Source organism: Providencia sp. PROV223 (assembly GCF_028479245.1).
In the GTDB taxonomy this organism is placed as follows: domain Bacteria; phylum Pseudomonadota; class Gammaproteobacteria; order Enterobacterales; family Enterobacteriaceae; genus Providencia; species Providencia rettgeri.
Genome location: NZ_JAMPNG010000006.1, coordinates 199,857 through 222,243, shown reverse-complemented (window position 1 = coordinate 222,243; position 22,387 = coordinate 199,857). Strand labels below are relative to the sequence as shown.

19 protein-coding genes are annotated in these 22,387 nt (G+C 41.9%); 16 read left to right on the top strand and 3 right to left on the bottom strand.

Features of this window, described 5'->3' with window-relative positions:
* Positions 1-52 precede the first annotated feature (52 nt).
* The 3 genes from fadI (at position 53) to sixA (ending at position 4,421) form a co-directional block, all read left to right on the top strand.
* Positions 53-1,372 carry an acetyl-CoA C-acyltransferase FadI gene (fadI, locus tag PR767_RS09800; RefSeq protein ID WP_272520234.1) on the top strand — a complete coding sequence of 440 codons (1,320 nt, stop codon included), beginning with the start codon at positions 53-55 and terminating at the stop codon, positions 1,370-1,372.
* Positions 1,372-3,594 (top strand): fatty acid oxidation complex subunit alpha FadJ, encoded by a 2,223-nt coding sequence (gene fadJ / locus PR767_RS09795; protein WP_272520233.1) that lies wholly within the window; start codon positions 1,372-1,374, stop codon positions 3,592-3,594. The genes fadI and fadJ overlap by 1 nt, the downstream gene beginning before the upstream one ends.
* Before the next feature lie 344 nt (positions 3,595-3,938).
* The gene (gene sixA, locus PR767_RS09790; RefSeq protein WP_272520232.1) at positions 3,939-4,421 is read left to right on the top strand and encodes a phosphohistidine phosphatase SixA; all 483 of its coding nucleotides are present in this window, start codon (positions 3,939-3,941) and stop codon (positions 4,419-4,421) included.
* Between the two features lie 19 nt (positions 4,422-4,440).
* Here the strand turns inward: sixA and smrB are convergent, their stop codons facing one another.
* Entirely contained in the window at positions 4,441-4,983 is a 543-nt protein-coding gene (gene smrB / locus PR767_RS09785) for an endonuclease SmrB (protein ID WP_004912393.1), read from the bottom strand.
* Between the two features lie 224 nt (positions 4,984-5,207).
* Here smrB and hutI point away from each other — a divergent pair, with 224 nt between their 5' ends.
* The 11 genes from hutI (at position 5,208) to PR767_RS09730 (ending at position 17,262) form a co-directional block, all read left to right on the top strand.
* The gene (hutI, locus tag PR767_RS09780) at positions 5,208-6,446 is read left to right on the top strand and encodes an imidazolonepropionase (RefSeq protein ID WP_117162401.1); all 1,239 of its coding nucleotides are present in this window, start codon (positions 5,208-5,210) and stop codon (positions 6,444-6,446) included.
* 264 nt (positions 6,447-6,710) lie between these two features.
* Complete coding sequence (gene hutC / locus PR767_RS09775; protein WP_042851623.1) at positions 6,711-7,448, top strand: histidine utilization repressor; 738 nt, start codon at positions 6,711-6,713, stop codon at positions 7,446-7,448.
* 322 nt (positions 7,449-7,770) lie between these two features.
* Positions 7,771-9,450 carry a urocanate hydratase gene (gene hutU, locus PR767_RS09770; RefSeq protein WP_272520231.1) on the top strand — a complete coding sequence of 560 codons (1,680 nt, stop codon included), beginning with the start codon at positions 7,771-7,773 and terminating at the stop codon, positions 9,448-9,450.
* A gap of 12 nt (positions 9,451-9,462) precedes the next feature.
* Entirely contained in the window at positions 9,463-10,995 is a 1,533-nt protein-coding gene (gene hutH, locus PR767_RS09765) for a histidine ammonia-lyase (RefSeq protein WP_109911528.1), read from the top strand.
* A gap of 89 nt (positions 10,996-11,084) precedes the next feature.
* Positions 11,085-12,476, top strand: a complete 1,392-nt coding sequence (locus PR767_RS09760) for an amino acid permease (protein WP_004912378.1) — start codon at positions 11,085-11,087, stop codon at positions 12,474-12,476.
* Positions 12,477-12,689: 213 nt separating this feature from the next.
* Entirely contained in the window at positions 12,690-13,622 is a 933-nt protein-coding gene (prmB, locus tag PR767_RS09755; RefSeq protein ID WP_004912375.1) for a 50S ribosomal protein L3 N(5)-glutamine methyltransferase, read from the top strand.
* Positions 13,623-13,737: 115 nt separating this feature from the next.
* A complete protein-coding gene (aroC, locus tag PR767_RS09750) occupies positions 13,738-14,826 on the top strand; it encodes a chorismate synthase (RefSeq protein ID WP_109911529.1) in 1,089 nt (362 codons plus the stop codon).
* A gap of 177 nt (positions 14,827-15,003) precedes the next feature.
* Entirely contained in the window at positions 15,004-15,807 is an 804-nt protein-coding gene (locus PR767_RS09745; protein ID WP_004912371.1) for a TSUP family transporter, read from the top strand.
* Between the two features lie 17 nt (positions 15,808-15,824).
* Positions 15,825-16,373, top strand: a complete 549-nt coding sequence (locus tag PR767_RS09740) for an elongation factor P hydroxylase (RefSeq protein WP_272520230.1) — start codon at positions 15,825-15,827, stop codon at positions 16,371-16,373.
* Between the two features lie 28 nt (positions 16,374-16,401).
* On the top strand, positions 16,402-16,674 hold the full coding sequence (locus tag PR767_RS09735; RefSeq protein WP_004257217.1) for a YfcL family protein: 273 nt from the start codon (positions 16,402-16,404) through the stop codon (positions 16,672-16,674).
* A 72-nt stretch (positions 16,675-16,746) separates the two neighbouring features.
* Complete coding sequence (locus PR767_RS09730; RefSeq protein ID WP_272520229.1) at positions 16,747-17,262, top strand: GNAT family N-acetyltransferase; 516 nt, start codon at positions 16,747-16,749, stop codon at positions 17,260-17,262.
* 4 nt (positions 17,263-17,266) lie between these two features.
* Here the strand turns inward: PR767_RS09730 and mnmC are convergent, their stop codons facing one another.
* A complete protein-coding gene (mnmC, locus tag PR767_RS09725; RefSeq protein ID WP_272520228.1) occupies positions 17,267-19,306 on the bottom strand; it encodes a bifunctional tRNA (5-methylaminomethyl-2-thiouridine)(34)-methyltransferase MnmD/FAD-dependent 5-carboxymethylaminomethyl-2-thiouridine(34) oxidoreductase MnmC in 2,040 nt (679 codons plus the stop codon).
* A 201-nt stretch (positions 19,307-19,507) separates the two neighbouring features.
* On the opposite strand from mnmC, the gene fabB reads away from it, so the two are divergent.
* Both fabB and PR767_RS09715 read left to right on the top strand, forming a co-directional pair.
* On the top strand, positions 19,508-20,722 hold the full coding sequence (gene fabB / locus PR767_RS09720) for a beta-ketoacyl-ACP synthase I (RefSeq protein WP_115167012.1): 1,215 nt from the start codon (positions 19,508-19,510) through the stop codon (positions 20,720-20,722).
* A gap of 159 nt (positions 20,723-20,881) precedes the next feature.
* Positions 20,882-21,742 carry a hypothetical protein gene (locus tag PR767_RS09715; RefSeq protein ID WP_004912361.1) on the top strand — a complete coding sequence of 287 codons (861 nt, stop codon included), beginning with the start codon at positions 20,882-20,884 and terminating at the stop codon, positions 21,740-21,742.
* Positions 21,743-21,751: 9 nt separating this feature from the next.
* Here PR767_RS09715 and PR767_RS09710 read toward each other — a convergent pair whose 3' ends face one another.
* Positions 21,752-22,204, bottom strand: coding sequence for a hypothetical protein (locus PR767_RS09710; RefSeq protein WP_272520227.1), 453 nt, complete (start codon positions 22,202-22,204; stop codon positions 21,752-21,754).
* Between the last annotated feature and the right edge of the window lie 183 nt (positions 22,205-22,387).

Sequence of the window (22,387 nt, the reverse complement as noted above, 5' to 3'; positions counted from 1 at the left end):
GTTAGTGAGTGAGTTAACTATAATTTTCATTTTTGCTTTAGCAGGAGCGACCATGAATCAACATCTCCACCATGGTGAAAATACAGATAAAACAAATGAAAGGATCGCCATTGTCAGTGGTCTACGCTTGCCTTTTGCAAAGCAATCTACGGCATATGCAGGAATTCCAGCAGTCGATTTAGGTAAAGCGGTAGTTGCTGAGTTATTAGCCCGTAGTGATTTAGACAAAAACCTCATTGAGCAACTGGTATTTGGGCAAGTGGTACAAATGCCAGAAGCGCCTAATATTGCGAGGGAAATTGTTCTCGGAACAGGTATGAGCGTTTCGACGGATGCTTATAGTGTATCTCGAGCGTGTGCAACTAGTTTTCAAGCAATTGTTAATGTTGCACAAAGCATGATGGTAGGTGATATTTCTATCGGTATTGCTGGCGGGGCGGATTCATCTTCTGTGCTTCCTATTGGCGTATCAAAAAAATTGGCAGAGACATTGTTAGCTTTAAGTAAAGCAAAGTCTGTTGGGCAAAAATTATCACTGTTAACGAAATTACGCTTGAAGGATTTAGCGCCTGTCGCACCGGGTGTTGCGGAATACTCTACGGGGCTACGCATGGGGGATACCGCGGAGCAAATGGCGAAAAGTTATCAGATCAGCCGAGCCCAGCAAGATGAACTCGCTCATCGTTCGCATATGTTAGCGGCAAAAGCTTGGGTAAATGGCGTTTTAAATGATGAAGTTATGACTGCCTATATGCCTCCCTTTAAGCAAGCATTTTCCCAAGATAACAATGTGCGTACAAACTCAGTTTTGTCTTCTTATGCGAAATTAAAACCCGCATTTGACCGCAAGCACGGTAGCGTTACTGCAGCAAACAGCACGCCGTTGACGGATGGCGCCGCTGCGGTATTGATGATGACAGAGTCTCGAGCGAAATCACTGGGTTATACACCGCTTGGCTATATTCGAAGTTATGCGTTTTCCGCAATAGACGTATGGGAAGATATGCTATTAGGGCCTTCTTATGCCACTCCACTCGCTTTAAAACGTGCAGGGTTATCGTTGCAAGATCTATCCCTGATTGACATGCATGAGGCCTTTGCTGCGCAAACACTTGCTAATTTACACATGTTTGGTAGCCGTAAATTCGCACAAGAGAAACTGGGAATGGATCACGCCATTGGCGAAGTGGATATGGACAAATTTAATGTCTTAGGCGGTTCTATTGCTTATGGGCACCCATTTGCGGCTACAGGCGCACGAATGGTGACACAAACTTTAAATGAGTTACGTAGACGCGGTGGTGGGTTTGGGTTAACAACAGCTTGTGCTGCGGGTGGTTTAGGTGCAGCAATGATTTTAGAGGTGGAATAATGGCTCAAAATTCTGCTATAGAAGTTACAAGAGAAAAAACACAACAGGCCTTTAGCTTAGAAATTTATGACGAGAATGTGGGGGTTATCTTCATTGATGTCCCCAATGAAAAAGTAAATACACTAAAAGCGGAGTTTGCGGAACAATTTCTGGCGATTTTACAACAAGCGCAGTCTACCTCTGGTTTGAAAGGGCTAGTTATTACCTCAGGAAAAAAAGACAATTTTATTGCAGGCGCTGACATTAGCATGATAGCAGGCTGTGAAAATAAGTCCCAAGCCAGTGAATTGTCAAAAGCAGGTCATGTACTGTTTGATAAAATCGATAACTACCCATTGCCTATTATTGCTGCGATACATGGTGCGTGTTTAGGGGGTGGGCTAGAGCTTGCTTTGGCATGTCATGCGCGGGTTTGCTCCAATGATGATAAAACGAAATTAGGCTTGCCTGAAGTACAATTGGGGCTATTACCTGGCTCCGGGGGAACTCAGCGTTTACCTCGGTTGATTGGTATTCCGCATGCATTGGATTTAATGCTGACAGGCCGCCAGCTAAAAGCTAAACAGGCGCTGAAAATAGGGTTGGTTGATGATGTGGTTCCAGAGCCTATTTTACTCGACGTTGCGGTGAAAATGGTGAAAAAAGGGGGCGTTCAGCGTCCAGCTATCCATTGGCAACAGCGTTTATTAAGCAGCAAATTACTACGTAATAAAGTGTTTGAGAGTGCCAAACAAAAAACACTCAGCAAAACTAAAGGCCATTATCCAGCCCCAGAAAAAATTATTCATGTCGTAAAAACAGGTATGAATAAAGGTTTGCAAGCAGGCTATGCGGAAGAAGCGAAAGCTTTCGGTGAGCTCGTGATGACACCAGAGTCTGCTGCATTACGTAATTTATTTTTTGCGGTTACCGCATTAAAAAATGACACAGGGGCACAAGCAACGCCATTGAAGATTAATCAAGTTGGTGTGCTTGGTGGCGGGTTGATGGGCGGTGGAATTGCTTATGTCACCGCTTTTCAAGGTAAATTACCCGTCCGCATAAAAGATATTTCAGACAAAGGCGTCACACAGGCCTTGCGCTATAGCTGGGATCTACTGACCCAGCGAGTTATCAAGCGGCGGTTATTAGCCCGAGAACGTGCAGCTGTTATGGCTAAGGTATCAGGCACATTAAATTATCAAGGGCTTGAAAATGCGGACATCGTGATTGAAGCGGTATTTGAAGATTTAGCACTGAAACAAAAAATGGTTGCTGAAGTTGAGAAGATGTCGAAACAGCAAGTTATTTTTGCTTCTAATACATCATCTTTACCTATTCACCAAATTGCACAGAAAGCGATTCATCCCGAAAAAGTGATTGGCTTACACTATTTTAGTCCCGTCGATAAAATGCCTTTAGTTGAAGTGATCCCTCATCAACAAACAGATGAAACTACAATTGCGACAGTGGTTGCTTTAGCAAAACGCCAAGGTAAAACAGCGATTGTTGTGGGGGATGATGCAGGTTTCTATGTAAATCGCATTTTAGCGCCATTCTTATGTGAAGCAGCGCAATGCCTTGTTGAAGGTGAATCAATAGAACACATTGATCGTGCTTTAGTTGAATTTGGCTTCCCTGTTGGGCCATTTAATTTGTTGGATGAAGTGGGCATTGATGTAGGAACAAAAATTTTACCGATTTTAGTTGAACGTTTTGGTGAGCGTTTTAAGGCGCCTGATATTCTCGACAAAGTGGTTAAAGATGACCGTAAAGGTAAGAAAAACGGCAAAGGTTTTTATGAATATGGTCATCACACCAATAAGTTGTGGTTTTGGAAAAAAGCCAGTAAACGTCAAGTTGATAAAACCATTTATTCACTAATTGAAGTGGTTCCCAACAATAAACTGACTAAAGCGGATATTGCACAGCGCTGTGTCATGATGATGCTTAACGAAGCTGCCCGCTGCCTTGATGAAAACATTATTAGAAATGCTCGTGATGGGGATGTGGGAGCGGTATTTGGTATCGGTTTTCCGCCCTTCTTTGGTGGTCCGTTTAGGTATATGGATAGCCTAGGGATTGCAAAAACGGTGGAAACTCTGAATAACCTCGCCGTGAAATATGGTGATAAATTCCAGCCTTGTGAATTGCTATGTGACATGGCAGAGAATAATCGAACCTTTTTTTCTACCAAGGTAGAAGGTGGGGTTGATGTAATAAAACCAAGTAATGAACAATAATGGCGCGGTAAGCTAGCCTATTAGCTGTTTGTTGCTTTTTTAATAAAACCAATCAATGCCTGATACCAAACATATTTTTGGTTATCAGGCTCTTTTACGTAAAGCTCGTATGATTAGAATAAATCATTATATTAAATTTAACTGATTGATAATAAATACTAAAATTTAACATGCGACATGGACTGCTAAAAAAAAATACACAAAAATTTACTCAAATCATTTTCTTTGTTGATCATTTCATGCAGAATCACATTTCACCCCAACTGATGGTTACTTTTACAACAATTAGCTTAACAACAAAAGAATAACCTCCTTAATCAGGTAGGTTACTCAGATGGTGGATTATGCAAGTTTATATTATGCGTCACGGTGATGCAGCGATACACGCGCCTAGCGATCCTGAGCGCCCATTGACACAAAAGGGAAAAGACGACTCAGTATTGATGGCTCAATGGCTACAGAATCAAGGTATTAAAATTGATTCGGTGTTAGTGAGCCCCTATTTAAGAGCAGAACAAACTCGGCAAGTTGTGAGCCAGCACCTTGATTTGCCAGCAAAGTCAGAAGTTTTAGGGCAATTAACGCCAGGAGGGAATGCCGCATTTGTGGCTGACCATATTCGGGATGTTGCTGTGCTAGGCGCAAATGCGATATTGGTTGTATCTCATTTGCCACTGGTTGGCTATTTAGTGTCGGAGTTGTGCCCACATAAAGAACCACCGATGTTCACGACATCAACAGTGGCATGTGTTGACATTGATGTGGCTCATCAAAAAAGTCAGTTTGAATGGATGTTGAGCCCATCTCAATTGCTATTTGCTAAATAATACAGAACAACATGAGCGCTTAGCGGCGAGCGCTCTCAGCAGTTTCTATAAGCAGCAATAAGGCTGCATTACCGCCCCATTCTTTAGGTGCTTGGTGAAAAGCAATAATATCAGGATGTTGGGCAAGCCAAAGTGGTGTTTGCTGCTTTAAAACATGTTTACCATGGCCGTGCATAATGCAGGCGCAATAGACATTTTCACGCTTACAGGCCGCAATGAGCGCGCCAATTTCTTGCTTTGCTTCCATTTGTGTTAAGCCATGTAAATCTAAAAACAACTCCGGAGCGTAATCACCGCGGCGAAGTTTTTTTAATTCATAAGGGTTAGCATCGGGCCTTAAATAACGCGTTGGGCCTTCATTTTCAAGTTGAGGTTGAAATTCATCTGAAAAATAAAAGGAGGCGTCAACCTGTTCCTGTATGACTTTTTTATTAGATGGTTGTGTCACTTTGGCGCGGACAGGTGCGTGCAGGACTTGGTCCTGACGGATTTTTTTTGCTCCATTAATGGCTTCTTTGAAAAGACGAATATCTTCATCTTCTAGACCAAATTTTTTCTTCATAATTTTACTAATATGTTTTTGTGATTAATTTTTCTGGTTGGTAGTGTAACTCATTTTTGATGAATGGTCATAATCGTAGATTGTTCGTGCGAAGTAACATATTTATAACCTTTTTACAGGTAAGCATTGACAAAAGGGGACTTGCTAGTCTAATTGTATATACATATCTATACGATTTATTAATGCAATGAATAAAACTGAATTCAACAACAATAGGAAAAACGATGGTATTCAAAACACACTCTCGGGATGTCGTTTGGCGTAATGGCCGTATTGCCACTATGGACCCAGTACTATCAGCTCCTTATGGACTGATTAATCACCATGATTTAGTTGTTCGTGATAATAAAATAGTTGCAATTGTTCCTACTCAAAATATTGAATTGAATGACTGCGAACTTATTGATGTTGAAGGTAAATTAATAACCCCTGGATTAATCGATTGCCATACACATTTAGTTTTTGGCGGTGACCGAGCTTCTGAATGGGAACAGCGAATGAATGGGGTTTCTTATGAAACTATTAGTGCGCAAGGTGGCGGAATTAATTCGACTGTACGTGAAACCCGCAAAATGAGCGAGAACGAATTATTTGAGCGGGCAAAGCCAAGGCTCGAAGCATTAATTCAAGAAGGTGTCACAAGTATTGAAATGAAATCAGGCTATGGGCTCGACTATGAAAATGAAGAGAAACAATTATTAGTCGCAAAGCAGTTATCTGCACAATATCCTATTTCAGTCAGTTCAACATTGCTTTCTGCTCACACCGTCCCCGCTGAATATAAAGATAAACCTGATGAATATATTGATTTGATTTGCCAAAAAATCATGCCTGAATTATGGGAAAAAGGCTTGTTTGAGGCAGTAGATGTCTTCTGTGAAAGTGTGGGGTTTTCCCTCGCTCAAAGTGAAAAGTTATTTTCAGCGGCTCAGAAATTAGGGATCCCAGTAAAAGGGCATGTGGAGCAGTTATCAAACTTAGGTGGGAGCGAACTGGTTGCCCGCTACAAAGGTTTGTCGGTTGACCATATTGAATATTTGGACCTAGAAGGGATTAAAGCACTTAAAGCGAGCGGAACCGTAGCCGTCTTATTACCGGGGGCATTTTATTTTTTACGGGAAACCAAACTACCACCAATTGAGCTGTTACGGGAACATGACGTTCCTATGGCGGTTTCAACAGATTTTAACCCAGGAACCAGTCCTTTTGCCTCATTGCGTATTATTATGAATATGGCGGCCGTATTATTTAAACTGACACCTGAAGAGATATGGGCTGGGGTGACACGTAACGCGGCTAAAGCGTTAGGCCGTGAAAATAGCCATGGACAATTGAAAGCGGGCTTTATTGCGGATTTTGTTGTGTGGAATGCGCAAGAGCCCGTAGAAATGATTTATGAACAAGGGAGTAACCCACTGTTCATCAGAGTACATGAAGGCAAAATTACCCATCGTAATGGGTGAAATGGGTGAGTCGCTGTTTTAACTATAACAATAATGAATAGCGGTGAATGAGGTTGTTTGCCGCTTTTGACCCTAAAAGTTTGCTGTTTTTTGTTTGTTTTTATTAAAATTGCATCATTTAATTATGTTAATGCTTAATAATTAAGCATGATGTTTTTATTCGCGACTGTCAGGATAAAAAATGTCCGATAGCACTAAGGTCGTGTTGTATGCTATTCAACGAATAGCATATTAATACTTAAGATTTTAATCATTAAATTGGAAATGACTGTGACAGCCGATAAAAAGGATAAACAAGGGGCACCGCTCCCGCTATATTTGCAAGTAAAACAATCAATAATTGAAAAGATCCACACCGCAGAATGGCAAGCAAATGACCGTATTCCATCCGAGTCTGAGCTCGTGACACAGTTTCAATGTAGTCGAATGACGGCTAACCGGGCACTACGTGAATTAACCGCTGAAGGGTTATTGGTTCGCTTGCAAGGTGTGGGAACCTTTGTGGCTGAGCCAAAAGGGCAATCTGCACTATTTGAAATACACAGTATTGAAGCGGAAATACTGGCAAGAAACCACAAATACAGCTGTAGGATAATTAAGCTCGAAGAAATTCAAGCGTCACCTGCGCTCGCAAATGAGTTAAATATCAGCCCAGATACCATGGTGTTTCATTCGATTATTGTCCATTTAGAGAATGATGTTCCTGTTCAAATTGAAGACAGATATGTCAATGCGTTAGCGGCTCCGGATTACTTACAGCAAAATTTTTTATCGATTACACCACATGATTATTTGTCTCAAGTTGCTCCTTTAACACAAGGGGAGCATATTGTGGAGGCCGTGGAGGCAGATGAACGTTCCGCGAGGTTATTGCAAATTAATACAGGTGCATCTTGCTTGTTAATTACAAGACGTACTTGGTCTCAGTCCTTTACGGTGACAAGTACAAAATTATTGTTCCCGGGTCATCGATATAAGCTGAAAGGCAGTTTCACGTCATAAGTTTTTTTCACCACGTCAAAGTATGGGCGGAACGATATAAAGCATATTTTCCGCTTATCATCTCGAGTGCATGCCTTCTTTACCTATTTTGTGTGAATTTATTGTAAATTAAATGTGATCTAGCATGCAGATTTAGAATAAAGAAAATACAGCAAAATATCAGGTGATTTATTTATTCCATTGTTTTATTTGATTAAAAATATTTTTATATCATATTTTTTTAATCTTTATGTTAAAAGATTAATTGATCGTACATGTATATACAACTATATCTATAGGAACAAGAAAGGTAGCTAATGGACAGATAAAAGAGGGTATACAAGTGACAGCATTGAATAATAAATATCGAAATATCGAAATTAGGGCACCGAGAGGGAATACATTAAATGCCAAAAGTTGGCTGACAGAAGCGCCACTACGCATGTTAATGAATAACCTTGACCCGGATGTTGCAGAAAACCCTCATGAATTAGTGGTATATGGCGGTATTGGGCGTGCAGCACGTAATTGGCAATGCTATGACCAAATTGTCGAGTCCCTGAAGCAGCTTGAGAGCGATGAAACACTACTGGTTCAGTCAGGTAAGCCTGTCGGTGTTTTCAAAACCCATGAAAATGCGCCACGTGTTTTAATCGCCAATTCAAATCTCGTACCACATTGGGCAAACTGGGAGCATTTCAATGAATTGGATGCGAAAGGCCTTGCCATGTATGGGCAAATGACCGCAGGTAGCTGGATCTATATCGGCAGCCAAGGCATTGTTCAAGGAACGTATGAAACCTTTGTGGAAGCCGCTCGCCAGCACTTTAACGGTGATTTAACTGGGCGTTGGGTCTTAACTGCAGGGCTTGGTGGAATGGGGGGAGCCCAACCTCTTGCTGCCACACTGGCGGGGGCCTGCTCATTGAACATTGAGTGCCAACAAAGCCGTATCGATTTCCGTTTAAGAACTCACTATGTGGATGAACAAGCGACTGACCTTGATGATGCGTTAGCGCGTCTGAAAAAATACACATCGGAAGGAAAAGCCATTTCTATTGCACTATGCGCCAATGCCGCTGAAATTCTTCCTGAGCTTGTCAAACGTGGGGTGAAACCGGATATGGTGACCGATCAGACAAGTGCTCATGACCCTTTGAATGGTTACTTACCCATTGGTATGAGCTGGGAAGAGTACCGTGAACGCAGTGTTCAAGACCCGCAAGCCACTGCATTGGCTGCAAAAAAATCTATGGCTGAACATGTTAAAGCGATGCTGGCATTTAAACAGCAAGGCATTCCCACCTTTGATTATGGAAACAATATCCGCCAAATGGCACTGGAAATGGGCATAGAAAATGCGTTTGATTTCCCCGGTTTTGTACCTGCTTATATCCGCCCGCTATTTTGTCGCGGTGTTGGTCCATTCCGCTGGGTTGCGTTATCAGGAGATCCTGAAGATATCTATAAAACAGATGCGAAAGTGAAAGAGCTGCTGCCGGATGATAAGCACTTGCATCGCTGGTTGGATATGGCTCGTGAACGTATTAGTTTCCAAGGTTTGCCAGCGCGTATTTGCTGGGTTGGCCTTGGGGATCGCGCTAAATTAGGTTTGGCATTCAATGAGATGGTAAGAAGCGGTGAGGTTTCAGCGCCGATTGTTATCGGCCGTGATCACCTAGATTCAGGTTCAGTGGCCAGCCCAAATCGTGAAACGGAATCAATGAAAGATGGTTCTGATGCAGTTTCAGACTGGCCATTACTCAATGCGTTATTAAACACAGCCAGTGGGGCGACGTGGGTATCTTTACATCACGGTGGTGGCGTAGGTATGGGCTTCTCTCAGCATTCTGGAGTGGTAATTGTGTGTGATGGAACGGATGAAGCAGCAGAGCGCATTGCCCGAGTACTGCACAATGACCCTGCAACTGGTGTCATGCGCCATGCCGATGCAGGCTATGACATAGCTATCGCATGTGCGCAGGAAAAAAATCTTAATTTACCGATGATTAAAACACGTTAAGGAGTGCCATTAATGACTAAGTTAACTATTCACCCAGGAAAAATGACACTCGAAGACCTGCGTATTGTTTTCCAACAATCGGTAACAGTGGCATTAGATAAACGCGCTCACGGTGCTATCGAGAAAAGTGTTGCGACGGTCAATAAAATTATTGAAGAAGATAGAACCGCTTATGGTATCAATACCGGCTTTGGTTTACTTGCTAATACGCGTATTGCGACTAAAGATTTGCAATCATTACAACGATCTATTGTGATGTCTCACGCTGCTGGTGTGGGTGAACCGTTAGATGATGACCTCGTGCGCTTAATCATGGTACTCAAAATTAATAGCTTAGCTCGTGGTTTTTCAGGGATCCGCCTTGAAGTTATTAATGCCTTGATCGCATTAGTGAATGCGCAAGTTTATCCATTTATTCCTGCGAAGGGGTCAGTGGGGGCTTCTGGCGACTTAGCACCATTGGCTCATATGAGTTTAATTCTGTTAGGCGAAGGAAAGGCGCGTTATGAAGGCAAATGGATTTCAGCGAAAAAAGCGTTAGAAAAAGCGGGGTTAGCACCTCTAAAATTGGAAGCCAAAGAAGGTTTAGCCTTATTAAACGGCACGCAAACATCGACGGCTTTCGCGTTGAAAGGGTTATTTGAGGCAGAAAAATTGCTGCTATCTGGCATTGTTTGTGGTGCGCTGAGTGTTGAAGCCACACTGGGCTCTCGCAAACCCTTCGATGCTCGAGTTCAAGAGGTTCGAGGACAAAAAGGGCAAATTGATGTTGCGGCGATGTTCCGTGATGTTTTATCACCGACCAGTGAATTGGCGAAGTCCCATGAAAACTGTGTGAAAGTGCAAGACCCCTATTCATTACGTTGTCAGCCGCAAGTGATGGGCGCTTGTTTAACCCAAATTCGCCAAGCTGCTGAAGTGATATTAATTGAATCGAATGCTGTGTCGGATAACCCGTTAGTCTTTACCGATAATGGCGATATTATTTCAGGCGGTAACTTCCATGCAGAACCTGTTGCTATGGCAGCCGATAATATTGCGCTGGCATTAGCAGAAATCGGTGCGTTATCCGAACGTCGCATTGCATTACTGATGGATACCCATATGTCACAGTTGCCACCTTTCTTAGTGAATAACGGAGGGGTTAACTCAGGATTTATGATAGCTCAAGTCACTGCGGCTGCATTAGCGAGTGAAAACAAAGCATTAGCCCACCCTTCGAGTGTTGATAGCCTGCCGACATCAGCCAACCAAGAAGACCACGTATCGATGGCGCCTGCGGCGGGGCGTCGTTTATGGGAAATGGCAAAAAATGTCACGGGTATTTTAGCTATTGAATGGCTTTCAGCGTGTCAGGGAATGGATTTCCGTGAAGGTTTGAAGTCGAGTGAAACCTTGGAGAAGGCACGTAAAACACTGCGTGACCAAGTGGCTTACTATGATAAAGACCGTTATTTTGCCCCTGATATTGAAGCGGCAATTAATTTAATTAACCAATATAAACTGTCTGCGCTGTTCAAGGCTGGCGCTGTTTTCCCTAACTAGTTTATCAAGCAAATAAAAGGTGGTCGGCAATGTACTGGCCACCTGAAGTATTTATCTGCACGACAATAAAATAATACGAAGGATAAATCATGCAAAGCACATCACAACTTGCGCGAGGGCTTTCTGCGCGTCACATTCGATTTATGGCTTTAGGTTCTGCGATTGGTACAGGTTTATTTTATGGTTCAGCTAAAGCAATAGAAACCGCTGGGCCTGCGGTATTACTCGCTTATATTATCGGCGGTGCCGCTGTATTTATGGTCATGAGAGCACTGGGTGAAATGGCCGTCCACCGGCCACTTGCGGGATCGTTCTCACAGTACGCTAGCCATTATTTAGGGGCTAGAGCCGGTTTTTTTGCGGGTTGGACTTATGTTTTTGAAATGCTCATTGTTTGCTTGGCGGACGTGACAGCATTTGGTGTGTATATGAAACTGTGGTTTCCTGAGGTTGCGCAGTGGATCTGGGTATTGAGCATTATTTTCTTTATTGGTGCAATAAACTTATGCCATGTGAAAACTTTCGGCGAAATGGAATTTTGGCTGTCAATCATTAAAGTTATCGCGATTATTGCGATGATTGTTGGTGGTGCCGCTATTATGATGTTTGGTTTTGGCCAAGCGGCTGATCATGCGGTTGGGGTATCAAACTTATTTATTCACGATGGGTTTATGCCAAATGGTATTGGTGGGGTGATTGCGTCCTTTGCCGTGGTGATGTTTGCGTTCGGGGGAATTGAAGTTATTGGCATTACAGCGAGTGAAGCGAAAAACCCTGAAACCACGATTCCAAGAGCGATTAATGCCGTGCCAATTCGTATCTTACTGTTTTATGTCCTGACTTTATTTGTCTTGATGTGCATTTACCCATGGAACCAAATTGGGCAGCAAGGTAGCCCGTTTGTGCAAATTTTCGATAGTTTAGGTATTCAATCTGCAGCGAATATCTTAAATATTGTGGTGATCACTGCGGCAATTTCGGCAATTAACAGCGATATCTTTGGTGCTGGGCGTATGATGTATGGCATGGCACATGAAGGACAAGCACCGAAAGCCTTTACTAAGCTGACAAAAAATGGTGTGCCTTGGATGACGGTATTAGTGATGGTCGCGGTATTGCTGGTGGGTGTGGTATTGAACTATGTCATCCCTGATGATGTGTTTGTGGTGATTGCGTCAATTGCGACGTTTGCAACGATTTGGGTATGGTTGATGATCTTACTGTCGCAGTTTGCAATGCGCAAAAAAATGTCGCCAGAAGAAATTAGCCAATTAAAATTTCCTGTACCTATGTGGCCTGTTGCTCCTATTTTAGCCATCGCATTTATGGTATTTGTTTTTGGTGTTTTGGGATATTTTGAATCGACACGAATTGCATTATATGTCGGCGTTGTTTGGTTAGTATTACTGACTATCGCCTATGCACTTTGGGTAAAAAAGCCAGCGAAAGAGGCGGAAGTGGTACTGCAAAACGAAAGTTAGTATCGTGACTTCTTTACTGAACTGGTTATTTTTCTTCACGCCCTTTAGCTAAAATAAAGGGCGTTTTTACGACCAAATATGCTTCAATAAGCGCGATAACCAGATTTCCTCAGCAAATTTTATTACATTAATCTGCTGATTTGTCTTTCACTTCGTGGCAAACTTTAGCTATTCATATATTCCCTTTCAAAATACAGGCTGGAGAACCCCTTCTTGGAAAAGATTTTCGTTGATGAAGCCGTTGCAGAACTTCATACCATTCAAGATATTTTACGTTGGACAATGAGCCGCTTTAATGCTGCCAATGTGTACTATGGTCACGGTACAGATAACCCATGGGATGAGGCGCTACAATTGGTGTTACCAACACTTTACTTGCCTCTAGACCTGCCCGATGAACTATTAACATCCCGCTTAACGCCAACAGAACGCCACCGCATTATTGAGCGTGTCTTGCGACGTATTAATGATCGTATTCCGGTTGCATATCTGACTAATCGCTCATGGTTCTGTGGCCATGAATTTTATGTTGATGAACGAGTGCTTATCCCTCGCTCGCCAATTGGTGAATTAATCAATAATCACTTTGTTGGCTTAGTGGCGGATGAACCTCAAACTATTCTTGATTTATGTACCGGAAGTGGTTGTATTGCGATTGCTTGTGCTTATGAATTCCCTGATGCAGAAGTCGATGCGGTTGATATTTCAAGTGATGTGCTAAGCGTTGCTGAGCAAAATATTGCTAATCATGGTTTAGATCACCGGGTGATACCGATTCGCTCTGACTTATTCCGTGATATGCCAGAGGTCAAATATGACCTGATCGTGACAAATCCACCGTATGTTGATGCGGAAGATATGGACGATTTACCAGAAGAGTTTCGTGTCGAACCTGAATTAGCACTTGCTGCCGGAAGTGATGGTTTGAAACTGGTGCGTCGTATTTTAGCGAATGCACCGCGTTTTCTGACGGAAGAAGGGGTGTTAGTGTGCGAAGTGGGTAACAGCATGGTTCATCTGATTGAACAATATCCTGAAATTCCATTTATTTGGCTGGACTTCGAATACGGCGGTGATGGTGTGTTTATGTTAACTCGTGAACAACTTGTTGAGCATCACGCACATTTTGAGCTTTATATCGATTAATCAACAGTTGCGTGATGTTCTAAGATCATGTAATCAATAATAACGACACAACGATATAATAATTAACAACCAAAATTCTTGATAAAACAAGAATGGCTTAGAATAGGAAACTCCGATGGCAGGAAATTCAATTGGGCAACTGTTTCGTGTGACCACATTTGGCGAGTCACATGGCATTGCATTAGGTTGCATCGTCGATGGGGTTCCCCCAGGTTTAGCATTGACAGAAGCCGATTTACAAAAAGATTTAGACCGTCGTCGCCCGGGAACATCACGTTATACGACTGCGCGCCGTGAACCTGATCAAGTGAAGATTTTATCGGGTGTCTTTAATGGTGTGACAACCGGAACTAGCATTGGCTTACTCATTGAAAACACTGACCAACGTTCGCAAGATTATGGTGCAATCAAAGACGTGTTTAGGCCCGGCCATGCAGATTACACATATGAACAAAAGTATGGTCAGCGTGATTATCGTGGTGGTGGTCGCTCATCAGCACGTGAAACGGCAATGCGTGTTGCAGCAGGTGCGATTGCGAAAAAGTATTTACAAGAAAAGCTTGGCGTGCAAATTCATGGATGCTTAACACAAATGGGATCAGTCGCATGTGAAATTAAAGACTGGTCAATTGTCGAAGAAAATCCATTCTTTTGTCCAGATCCTAGCAAATTAGAGGCTCTTGATGAGTTATTGCGCGGTTTAAAGAAAGAAGGTGATTCGATTGGCGCTAAAATTACCGTTATTGCAGAGCATGTGCCTGCGGGCTTAGGTGAGCCGGTATTTGACCGTTTAGATGCCGATCTCGCTCACGCGTTGATGAGTATTAACGCGGTGAAAGGTGTGGAAATTGGTGATGGCTTCGGTGTTATTGCGCTCAAAGGCAGTGAAAACCGTGATGAAATTACCCGTAATGGTTTCACATCAAACCATGCAGGCGGTATCTTAGGCGGTATTAGCAGCAGCCAGCCTATTATTGCGCATATTGCGTTAAAACCGACATCCAGTATTACCGTTTCAGGTAAAACACTCAACCGTGATGGCGAAGAAGTTGAAATGATCACCAAAGGGCGTCATGACCCTTGTGTGGGAATTCGTGCAGTGCCGATAGCAGAAGCAATGATGGCGATTGTTCTAATGGACCACTATTTACGTCATCGTGGTCAGTGCTCGGATGTAACGCCAGCAATGAAACCGTTTGAATAATCGGTTTTACTGTGTTTTATGTAGTGACAACGGAGCGGCCTAGTAGGTCGCTTTGTTGATGATGAAGGTTCGGATGAAGCCTCCTAAAAATACCTCATCTAGGTTGTGATATTACCAAAGCTGTTTGGCGATATATTCACATCAACATCATGATATTTCTTCTCTTTGGATAGTAAAATGGATTGGCTAACAGCCGTTGCTCCTGAAGTTTACGCTTTACTCTTCTTTGTTGCGCTATTTGCAGGGTTTATTGACTCCATCGCGGGTGGTGGTGGGCTATTAACGATCCCAGCTCTGTTATCCGTGGGAATCACACCAGTTGAAGCGTTAGCAACCAATAAATTGCAAGCTGTTGGCGGTTCGTTTTCTTCAACACTCTATTTTGTCAGGCGCAAAGCCATAGATTTACGAGAACAATTGTTTCCGTTCATTATGACCATGATTGGTGCCATGTTGGGTGCGATTGTCATTCAAATGATTGATACCGCGTTCTTAAAACAACTGTTGCCTATCTTGGTGATTTGTGTCGGTTTATACTTTTTATTAACGCCATCAATCGGTGTGCAAGACCGCCAACAACGTATCAGCATGCCATTTTTCGGGGTGGCAATTGGGATGACACTGGGTTTTTATGATGGTGCATTTGGCCCCGGAACCGGTTCATTTTTGGCGTTAGGCTATGTTCTGCTGCTCGGCTATAATCTTGCTAAAGCCACCGCCCACGCGAAGTTACTTAATTTTGCCTCTAATTTTGGCTCTTTAGTATTCTTTATTATCGGGGGGCATGTTCTTTGGGCCTTAGGTTTTGTTATGCTAATCGGCCAAATGGTTGGCGCTCGTTTAGGTGCGCGTTTGGTCTTAACCAAAGGACAAAAACTGATCAGGCCAATGATCGTGGTGATTTCGTTACTGATGAGTATTAAGTTACTCCATGATAGCCATGGTGACGTGATTAAAGCTTGGTTTCTCTCATTATTTTAAGATGATTTAAATTATTCATGAGTACACATAATTATCAGGATCTAATCAATATCTTTGATGAATGTTTTGGTGTGACATATAACACCAGGCTGGTAAAAGGGGATGATGAACCCATTTATTTACCTGCTGATGAGGCTGTGCCTTATCACCGTATCGTATTTGCACACGGTTTTTTCACCAGTGCGCTGCATGAAATCTCACATTGGTGCATCGCAGGGGAAGCAAGGCGCCAGCGAGTCGATTACGGCTATTGGTATTGCCCAGACGGTCGAGATGAAAAAACACAGTGTGAGTTTGAAGTGGTAGAGATTAAACCTCAAGCGCTAGATTGGCTGTTTTGTGTTGCTGTTGGCATTCCATTTAATGTCAGTTGTGACAACTTAGAAGGGGATTTTGAGCCTGACCGCATTGCGTTTATGCGCAAAGTTCATGCGCAAGTGATGCTTTATTTAGAAAATGGTATCCCTGAACGCCCATTACGCTTTATTAATGCGTTACAATTGTTTTACAATACGCCACCTCTTTGTGCAGAAGCTTTTCCTTATCCGGAAGATATTTTTGCCTAATGAACACACATTTAAGTAAGGATTAAGCATGCTTGCGGATTTAGAAACACGCATACTAACGAAGATTGATGATATGGTTGAGCACGCGAGTGATGATGAACTCTTCGCTGGCGGCTATTTGCGTGGTCACTTAACCCTTGCTGTGGCTGAGCTGGAAGAAGAAAACGAAACTAGCTCTGAAGCATTATATCAACGTGTCGAAGTCAGTATTCAAAATGCCATCAAAGCTGGCGAATTGACACCACCAGACCAAGTACTGGTATTAGATATGTGGAAAAACTTATTAAATAACGCAATTTAATTTGTAATGTTATACATTGAAAGCGGGGAAACCCGCTTTTTTGTTAGCTAAATTTTGTTGTGAGTAAAAATTATGGCGAATATTCGTTTAGCAACCCCCTTCGATGCCAAACATCTTCCTGCCGTGGAAATTTCTGCAGGGCAGACATTCACGAGTATCGAAAAATATCAATGGCTTGCCGAAGGTGATGGGCAAACAGAGCAAGACCACCTCGATTTTATTTCCGAGCAATTAGAATGGGTTGCGGTGAATGATTGCGATGAACCAATTGGTTTTATCAATGCTGAAGATCATCATACTAGCCTACATATTTGTGAGGTTTCTGTCTGCCAGCAATGGCAAGGGCAGGGTTGGGGTAAAAAGCTGATTAAGCAGGTTCTTGATGCCGCTTTGGCACGGAATATCACAGTAGTGACATTGACTACTTGCCGTGATGTGCCTTGGAATGCACCTTATTACCAACGCTTAGGTTTTAAAATTCTTGAAATTAATGAGCTAACCACCGAGTTACAGGCTATTTTACAGTCTGAAGTTGAGGCGGGGTTTACCGCTGAAGACCGTTGTGCAATGGCTATCTCATTAACATAAGGTATTAATAAGGGAGTTTAATAGGGCGACCTAATAATAATTTCCTTACCCAAAAACGGTTTGGGTTCAATTCTGCAAGGGTTTCATCGTCGAGCGGGAGTATTTGCCCAAAAATTTGAGCAGCCAGCAATTCCGCACAAAGGGGGGCAGTGGATAACCCTCTTGACCCTAATGCCCCAAAAATAAATAAATTTGGGTACACAGGCGCTAGTGCAATAGGCTGCTCTTTGGCAATTTTGCTGGGTAAATCATGGTAATGCGCCAGATGTTGTTCAAAATCAGGCACATTGCCTAATAAGGGAAAGTGGTCGCGAATAACACAACGAATACCTTGGCGTGAATGTTGTTGCGAGATGTCGATATCCCTAGGCCAAGTTACATCAGGTAGGTTATCAATCAGTTTTTGGCGGTTTCCTTGTTGCTCTTCCTCGCTATAATCTAAATCGAGTCGCTCACGTTGGTAGCTAGCACCTAAGCAATGTTGTGTACCGGAGGCATCGGCAGGGGTTAAATATCCTTCAAAACACAGAACATTTTTCAGTTGTTGTAGGGTGTGATTGGTAGGAATGTGGCTCACTTGCCCACGCACAGGTGAGATAGGTAAATTGATGGTTTGAGCAAATTGGCGCAGTTTGTGCCCATTGGCAATAATGACAGTTGAGTGAACACGTGTTAGCTCTTTTTGCGGCGCTGTTTCAATCAATAATTGCCAATCTTGTTCAGTTTGTTTTAATTCCACCACATTATGTTCAAAACAGAAGGTAACGCCTTTCTGCTGTAAATATTGCTGCAAACTCTCACAAAATTGGGCAGGGCAAAGCCATCCTCCAGACGCATAATGAATGCCATCATGGTTGACATCAACGCCACAAATATCACTCAGTTGTCGACGTTTTTTACCAATAGCAAAATCGTCAGGCCACTCGGTTTCTAACATTCCCGCTATTTTACGAGCCACTTTGTCGTTATAGGCTAATTGGCTGACACCGCACCATTGCCCTTCAAATGCGATCCCCTGTTTCGCCAATTGATGGTAAAAACGAGAAGCAAAAGGGAAAGCGCTGACAAAAAAGCGCTCAAGTGGATCGTTATTGCCTGTGAGTAAGGGGTAAATAGCCCCTTGGCGATTGCCTGAAGCATTTTGTGCAACTTGGGCATCTTGGCAGTATAAAGTGACTTTAGCACCGCGCTTATGAAGAGCGTAGGCTGCCGTTAAACTGGCGAGCCCACCGCCAATGATGGCAACATCCGTTGGGTTGTCTGCTTTTCGTCTTGCGAACCAAGGGGTTGGGATATCAATTTCTTTTTCAGCTAATACTCCAGTTAACATTTCTCGCTTGTTACCAAAGCCTTTGACTTTTTTAAGGGTAAAACCCGCTTGTTGCAGGCCTCTCTTGACCGCACCTGCCACGGTAAATGTCGCAAAAGTCCCATTAAGGCGAGCTAATGTTGCCATGTTAGTGAACAGCTGTTCACTCCACATTTCGGGATTCTTTGATGGTGCGAAACCATCTAAAAACCAAGCATCTATCTTATTGTTTAAGTTGTTTTTTAGTAAAGATATTTGCTCATTAACATCGCCAAACCATAAATCTAATATGATATGGCCATTTTCTAAAATGACCCGCTGATTACCCGGTAAGGCTTGCGGCCAACTTTCACAAAGGATTTGCGATAAGCCAGCAAGTTCAGGCCAGCAGCGATGTGCAGCGATTAAATCTGTTTTTGTTAAAGGGTATTTTTCGAAACTGATGAAATGTAATTGCTGTAATCTTGCGTTTGGGTTTTCGGCTTTAAACTGATTAAAAGATTGCCACAATGCTAAAAAATTCAACCCCGTACCAAACCCTGTTTCGGCAATCACACAGGTTGTAAAAGGGTGCGTCGCAAAGCGGTCAGGAAAATGATTTCCTTGCAAAAACACATGGCGAGCTTCTTCTAAGCCATTTTGGTTAGAAAAATAGATATCTGCAAACTGTTCAGACATAGGAGTGCCTTCGTCATTCCAGCTCAGGCGTGCGGTTTGTACAGCGTTCTTTTTCACGATAAGCCTACATTGTTTATATCATTCCTAAATTTTACCGCTGATATCGGTGTAAGGCTACCGTCATAAAAAAGTCTTATTCGCGTCACAAAGAAAAAAATACAAATATTTACCCTGATCGGACTTGTTCAGCGTACAAGTGTAAGCTAAAGTGACAACCTGTAATCCCGCAATCATATAATTATAGTCATGAGGTAACGAATGAAGCGTGCAGTCATCACTGGTCTAGGTATTGTTTCCAGCCTTGGTAATAACCAGAAAGAAGTACTGGCTTCTCTGAAGGAAGGTCGTTCCGGGATCACTTTCTCAGAAGAATTCAAAGAGGCAGGGCTACGTAGCCATGTCTGGGGTAATGTCAAAAATTTAGACCCGAAAGACTTAATCGACCGTAAAATTTTCCGTTTTATGAGTGATTGCTCCGCCTATGCTTATTTATCAATGGAACAAGCGATTGCGGATTCAGGTTTAACAGAAGAACAAGTTTCAAATTTACGTACAGGTATCGTTGTTGGTTCCGGTGGTGGTTCTCCACGTAATCAAGTTGCGGGTTCTGACGGTATGCGTGCTAAAGGTTTACGTGGTGTAGGCCCATATATGGTGACTCGTGCAATGGCATCGGGTATTTCTGCTTGTTTAGCAACACCGTTTAAAATCAAAGGTGTAAACTACTCAATTAGTTCTGCTTGTTCAACATCAGCGCACTGCATCGGCCATGCCGTTGAATTGATCCAATTAGGCAAACAGGATGTGGTTTTTGCGGGTGGTGGTGAAGAACTGAGCTGGGAAATGACCTGTGAGTTTGATGCGATGGGCGCATTGTCCACAAAGTATAATGAAACGCCAGACAAAGCATCAAGAACTTACGATAAAGACCGTGATGGTTTCGTTATCGCAGGTGGTGGCGGTATCGTCGTCGTTGAAGAGTTAGAGCATGCGTTAGCACGTGGTGCGCATATCTATGCTGAAATCGTTGGCTATGGTGCTACATCTGACGGTGCAGACATGGTTGCGCCATCAGGAGAAGGTGCTGTGCGCTGTATGCAAATGGCAATGCAAGGTGTCGATAAAATTGATTATATCAATACACACGGTACATCAACGCCAGTGGGTGACACCAAAGAGTTAGAAGCTATCCAGGAAGTGTTTGGTGCTAACTCTCCTGCAATTTCTGCAACGAAAGCGATGAGCGGTCACTCATTAGGTGCTGCGGGTGTCCACGAAGCAATTTACAGCTTGCTGATGTTAGAACACAGCTTTATTGCACCAAGCATTAACGTCGAAAATCTAGATGAGAAAGCAGCGGGCCTGAATATCGTGACTAAACCAACGGAGCAAGCGCTGGAAACAGTCATGTCTAACAGTTTCGGTTTCGGTGGAACTAACGCCACATTAGTGATGAGCAAATACAAAGCATAATTTGTATCAGATTAACTAATTGAATAAACGAGAACTTCGGTTCTCGTTTTTTTATGTGAAAGTAATTGATCATTTCATCGTTGTTTTATTAAATAATTAATATGTTTAATATGGGAGTATATATCAAATAAATAAAGTTAATTGATATAGGAATAAGTTATGGGTATTAAAACTCTCATTTATAAACTCAACAATAGTTCTAGCAAGATGCTTGAAGTCTATAAGAAAAATCCATCCGAAGCCAATAAGAAAAATTTACTTAGCATGGTAATTTCTAAAATAAATAATACATACAGTCAGTATGGGTGGGATATTGAATCGGAAAATAAAGAGAAAATTACAAAGCAAATTAATATTATAAATAGCTTTATAAGTATTAATACAGAAAAATCAAATACCAAAGAGTTGAGAAGTAGTCCCCTTATACAAATTAAATCAGAACATAAATTAGATAGGCTTGCAGCATACTATGATTATTCAAATAAAATAATAACTGCTGAGGATATGTCAAAACTTTTACTTAATAGTACCTATGATGGAACTATTCATATTAGTAGTGCAAATATTGATTTTTCAGGTTCAAATCTATCGAACACAGTTGTGGATACAAGCAACAACATGCCTTTGCTAAGAGCGAATTTTTCTGATGCAATAGCTGAAAATACACAGATTAAAATCCCAGTTAAGGTAGATGTTGATTACAATTTTACCAATGCTAATTTAAAGGGTGCTAAAATAACTCTAGATATTGATTATGATAATTTGAGTGATACTGTTATGAATAGCCTATTTGGTAGTGATAGCACCAATTATAAAAGTGTTTTTAGTTCAATATCGACAATTGACAATAAATATCTTGGGATTAAACAAGCAGCATTTAAGATGCTTGCGAAAGCATATGCTGGAAGAAAGGATTATTTTGAAAAAAACAGAGTGATTAAACAATATTTTTTGGAGCAATATCGTGACATTAATATGGTACTAGAAGAGAAGCAATATACTGGTAACCACGCTGTTTAACTAAATTAACTAATCTCCATCACCTCCCCCTGAATCGGATGATGAACAATCAGAACTTGAGTTATCATTAGAACAATAATGGCTACTTGAGCGGTGGTTATCATCACTGGATGCGCTGTCATAATAAGGGGGCGTGTAGCTTGAACTCGAATTATTTGAATTCACTCGATATGCAATTTCTTTCACATTTTTACGCACTTCAAATATTTGACTTTTGCCTTTCGACCAACCAATAGTCACCAAAGTGGTATTTTTCTTTACGCTGATATGCAGCATTTTCCCACAAAAAATATGCATTTTACCCAGCGCTTTTATTTGGATATAACCGCTGTCTTTTTCCGTGATAGTTACGGGCTTTTGGCTATGAATGGTGTAACGGTCACCATAGACATCAATGGTACGTGTATACGCTAACGGTTTCGGCTGGATATTAAAAAGGGCGAAAAGTAATCTATCGAACATTGTGTTTTATGTTTTAATAAATGAGATGACTAAAATAATTGATTGACGCTATTCAATATATCGTCATTATCTTAATCAATGATTTATTAATGACTGAGTGAATATACATCATTTTATTAAATTTTTTTATCCAAAACAGTGACATGATATTAGCTCAATTTTTAGTTGAATAGAGGAAATTAT

Coding starts and splice junctions, on each gene's coding strand:
- fadI (WP_272520234.1), top strand. CDS start 53: ATGAATCAACATCTCCACCATGGTGAAAATACAGATAAAACAAATGAA.
- fadJ (WP_272520233.1), top strand. CDS start 1,372: ATGGCTCAAAATTCTGCTATAGAAGTTACAAGAGAAAAAACACAACAG.
- sixA (WP_272520232.1), top strand. CDS start 3,939: ATGCAAGTTTATATTATGCGTCACGGTGATGCAGCGATACACGCGCCT.
- smrB (WP_004912393.1), bottom strand. CDS start 4,983: ATGAAGAAAAAATTTGGTCTAGAAGATGAAGATATTCGTCTTTTCAAA.
- hutI (WP_117162401.1), top strand. CDS start 5,208: ATGGTATTCAAAACACACTCTCGGGATGTCGTTTGGCGTAATGGCCGT.
- hutC (WP_042851623.1), top strand. CDS start 6,711: ATGACTGTGACAGCCGATAAAAAGGATAAACAAGGGGCACCGCTCCCG.
- hutH (WP_109911528.1), top strand. CDS start 9,463: ATGACTAAGTTAACTATTCACCCAGGAAAAATGACACTCGAAGACCTG.
- PR767_RS09760 (WP_004912378.1), top strand. CDS start 11,085: ATGCAAAGCACATCACAACTTGCGCGAGGGCTTTCTGCGCGTCACATT.
- aroC (WP_109911529.1), top strand. CDS start 13,738: ATGGCAGGAAATTCAATTGGGCAACTGTTTCGTGTGACCACATTTGGC.
- PR767_RS09745 (WP_004912371.1), top strand. CDS start 15,004: ATGGATTGGCTAACAGCCGTTGCTCCTGAAGTTTACGCTTTACTCTTC.
- PR767_RS09740 (WP_272520230.1), top strand. CDS start 15,825: ATGAGTACACATAATTATCAGGATCTAATCAATATCTTTGATGAATGT.
- PR767_RS09735 (WP_004257217.1), top strand. CDS start 16,402: ATGCTTGCGGATTTAGAAACACGCATACTAACGAAGATTGATGATATG.
- PR767_RS09730 (WP_272520229.1), top strand. CDS start 16,747: ATGGCGAATATTCGTTTAGCAACCCCCTTCGATGCCAAACATCTTCCT.
- fabB (WP_115167012.1), top strand. CDS start 19,508: ATGAAGCGTGCAGTCATCACTGGTCTAGGTATTGTTTCCAGCCTTGGT.
- PR767_RS09715 (WP_004912361.1), top strand. CDS start 20,882: ATGGGTATTAAAACTCTCATTTATAAACTCAACAATAGTTCTAGCAAG.
- PR767_RS09710 (WP_272520227.1), bottom strand. CDS start 22,204: ATGTTCGATAGATTACTTTTCGCCCTTTTTAATATCCAGCCGAAACCG.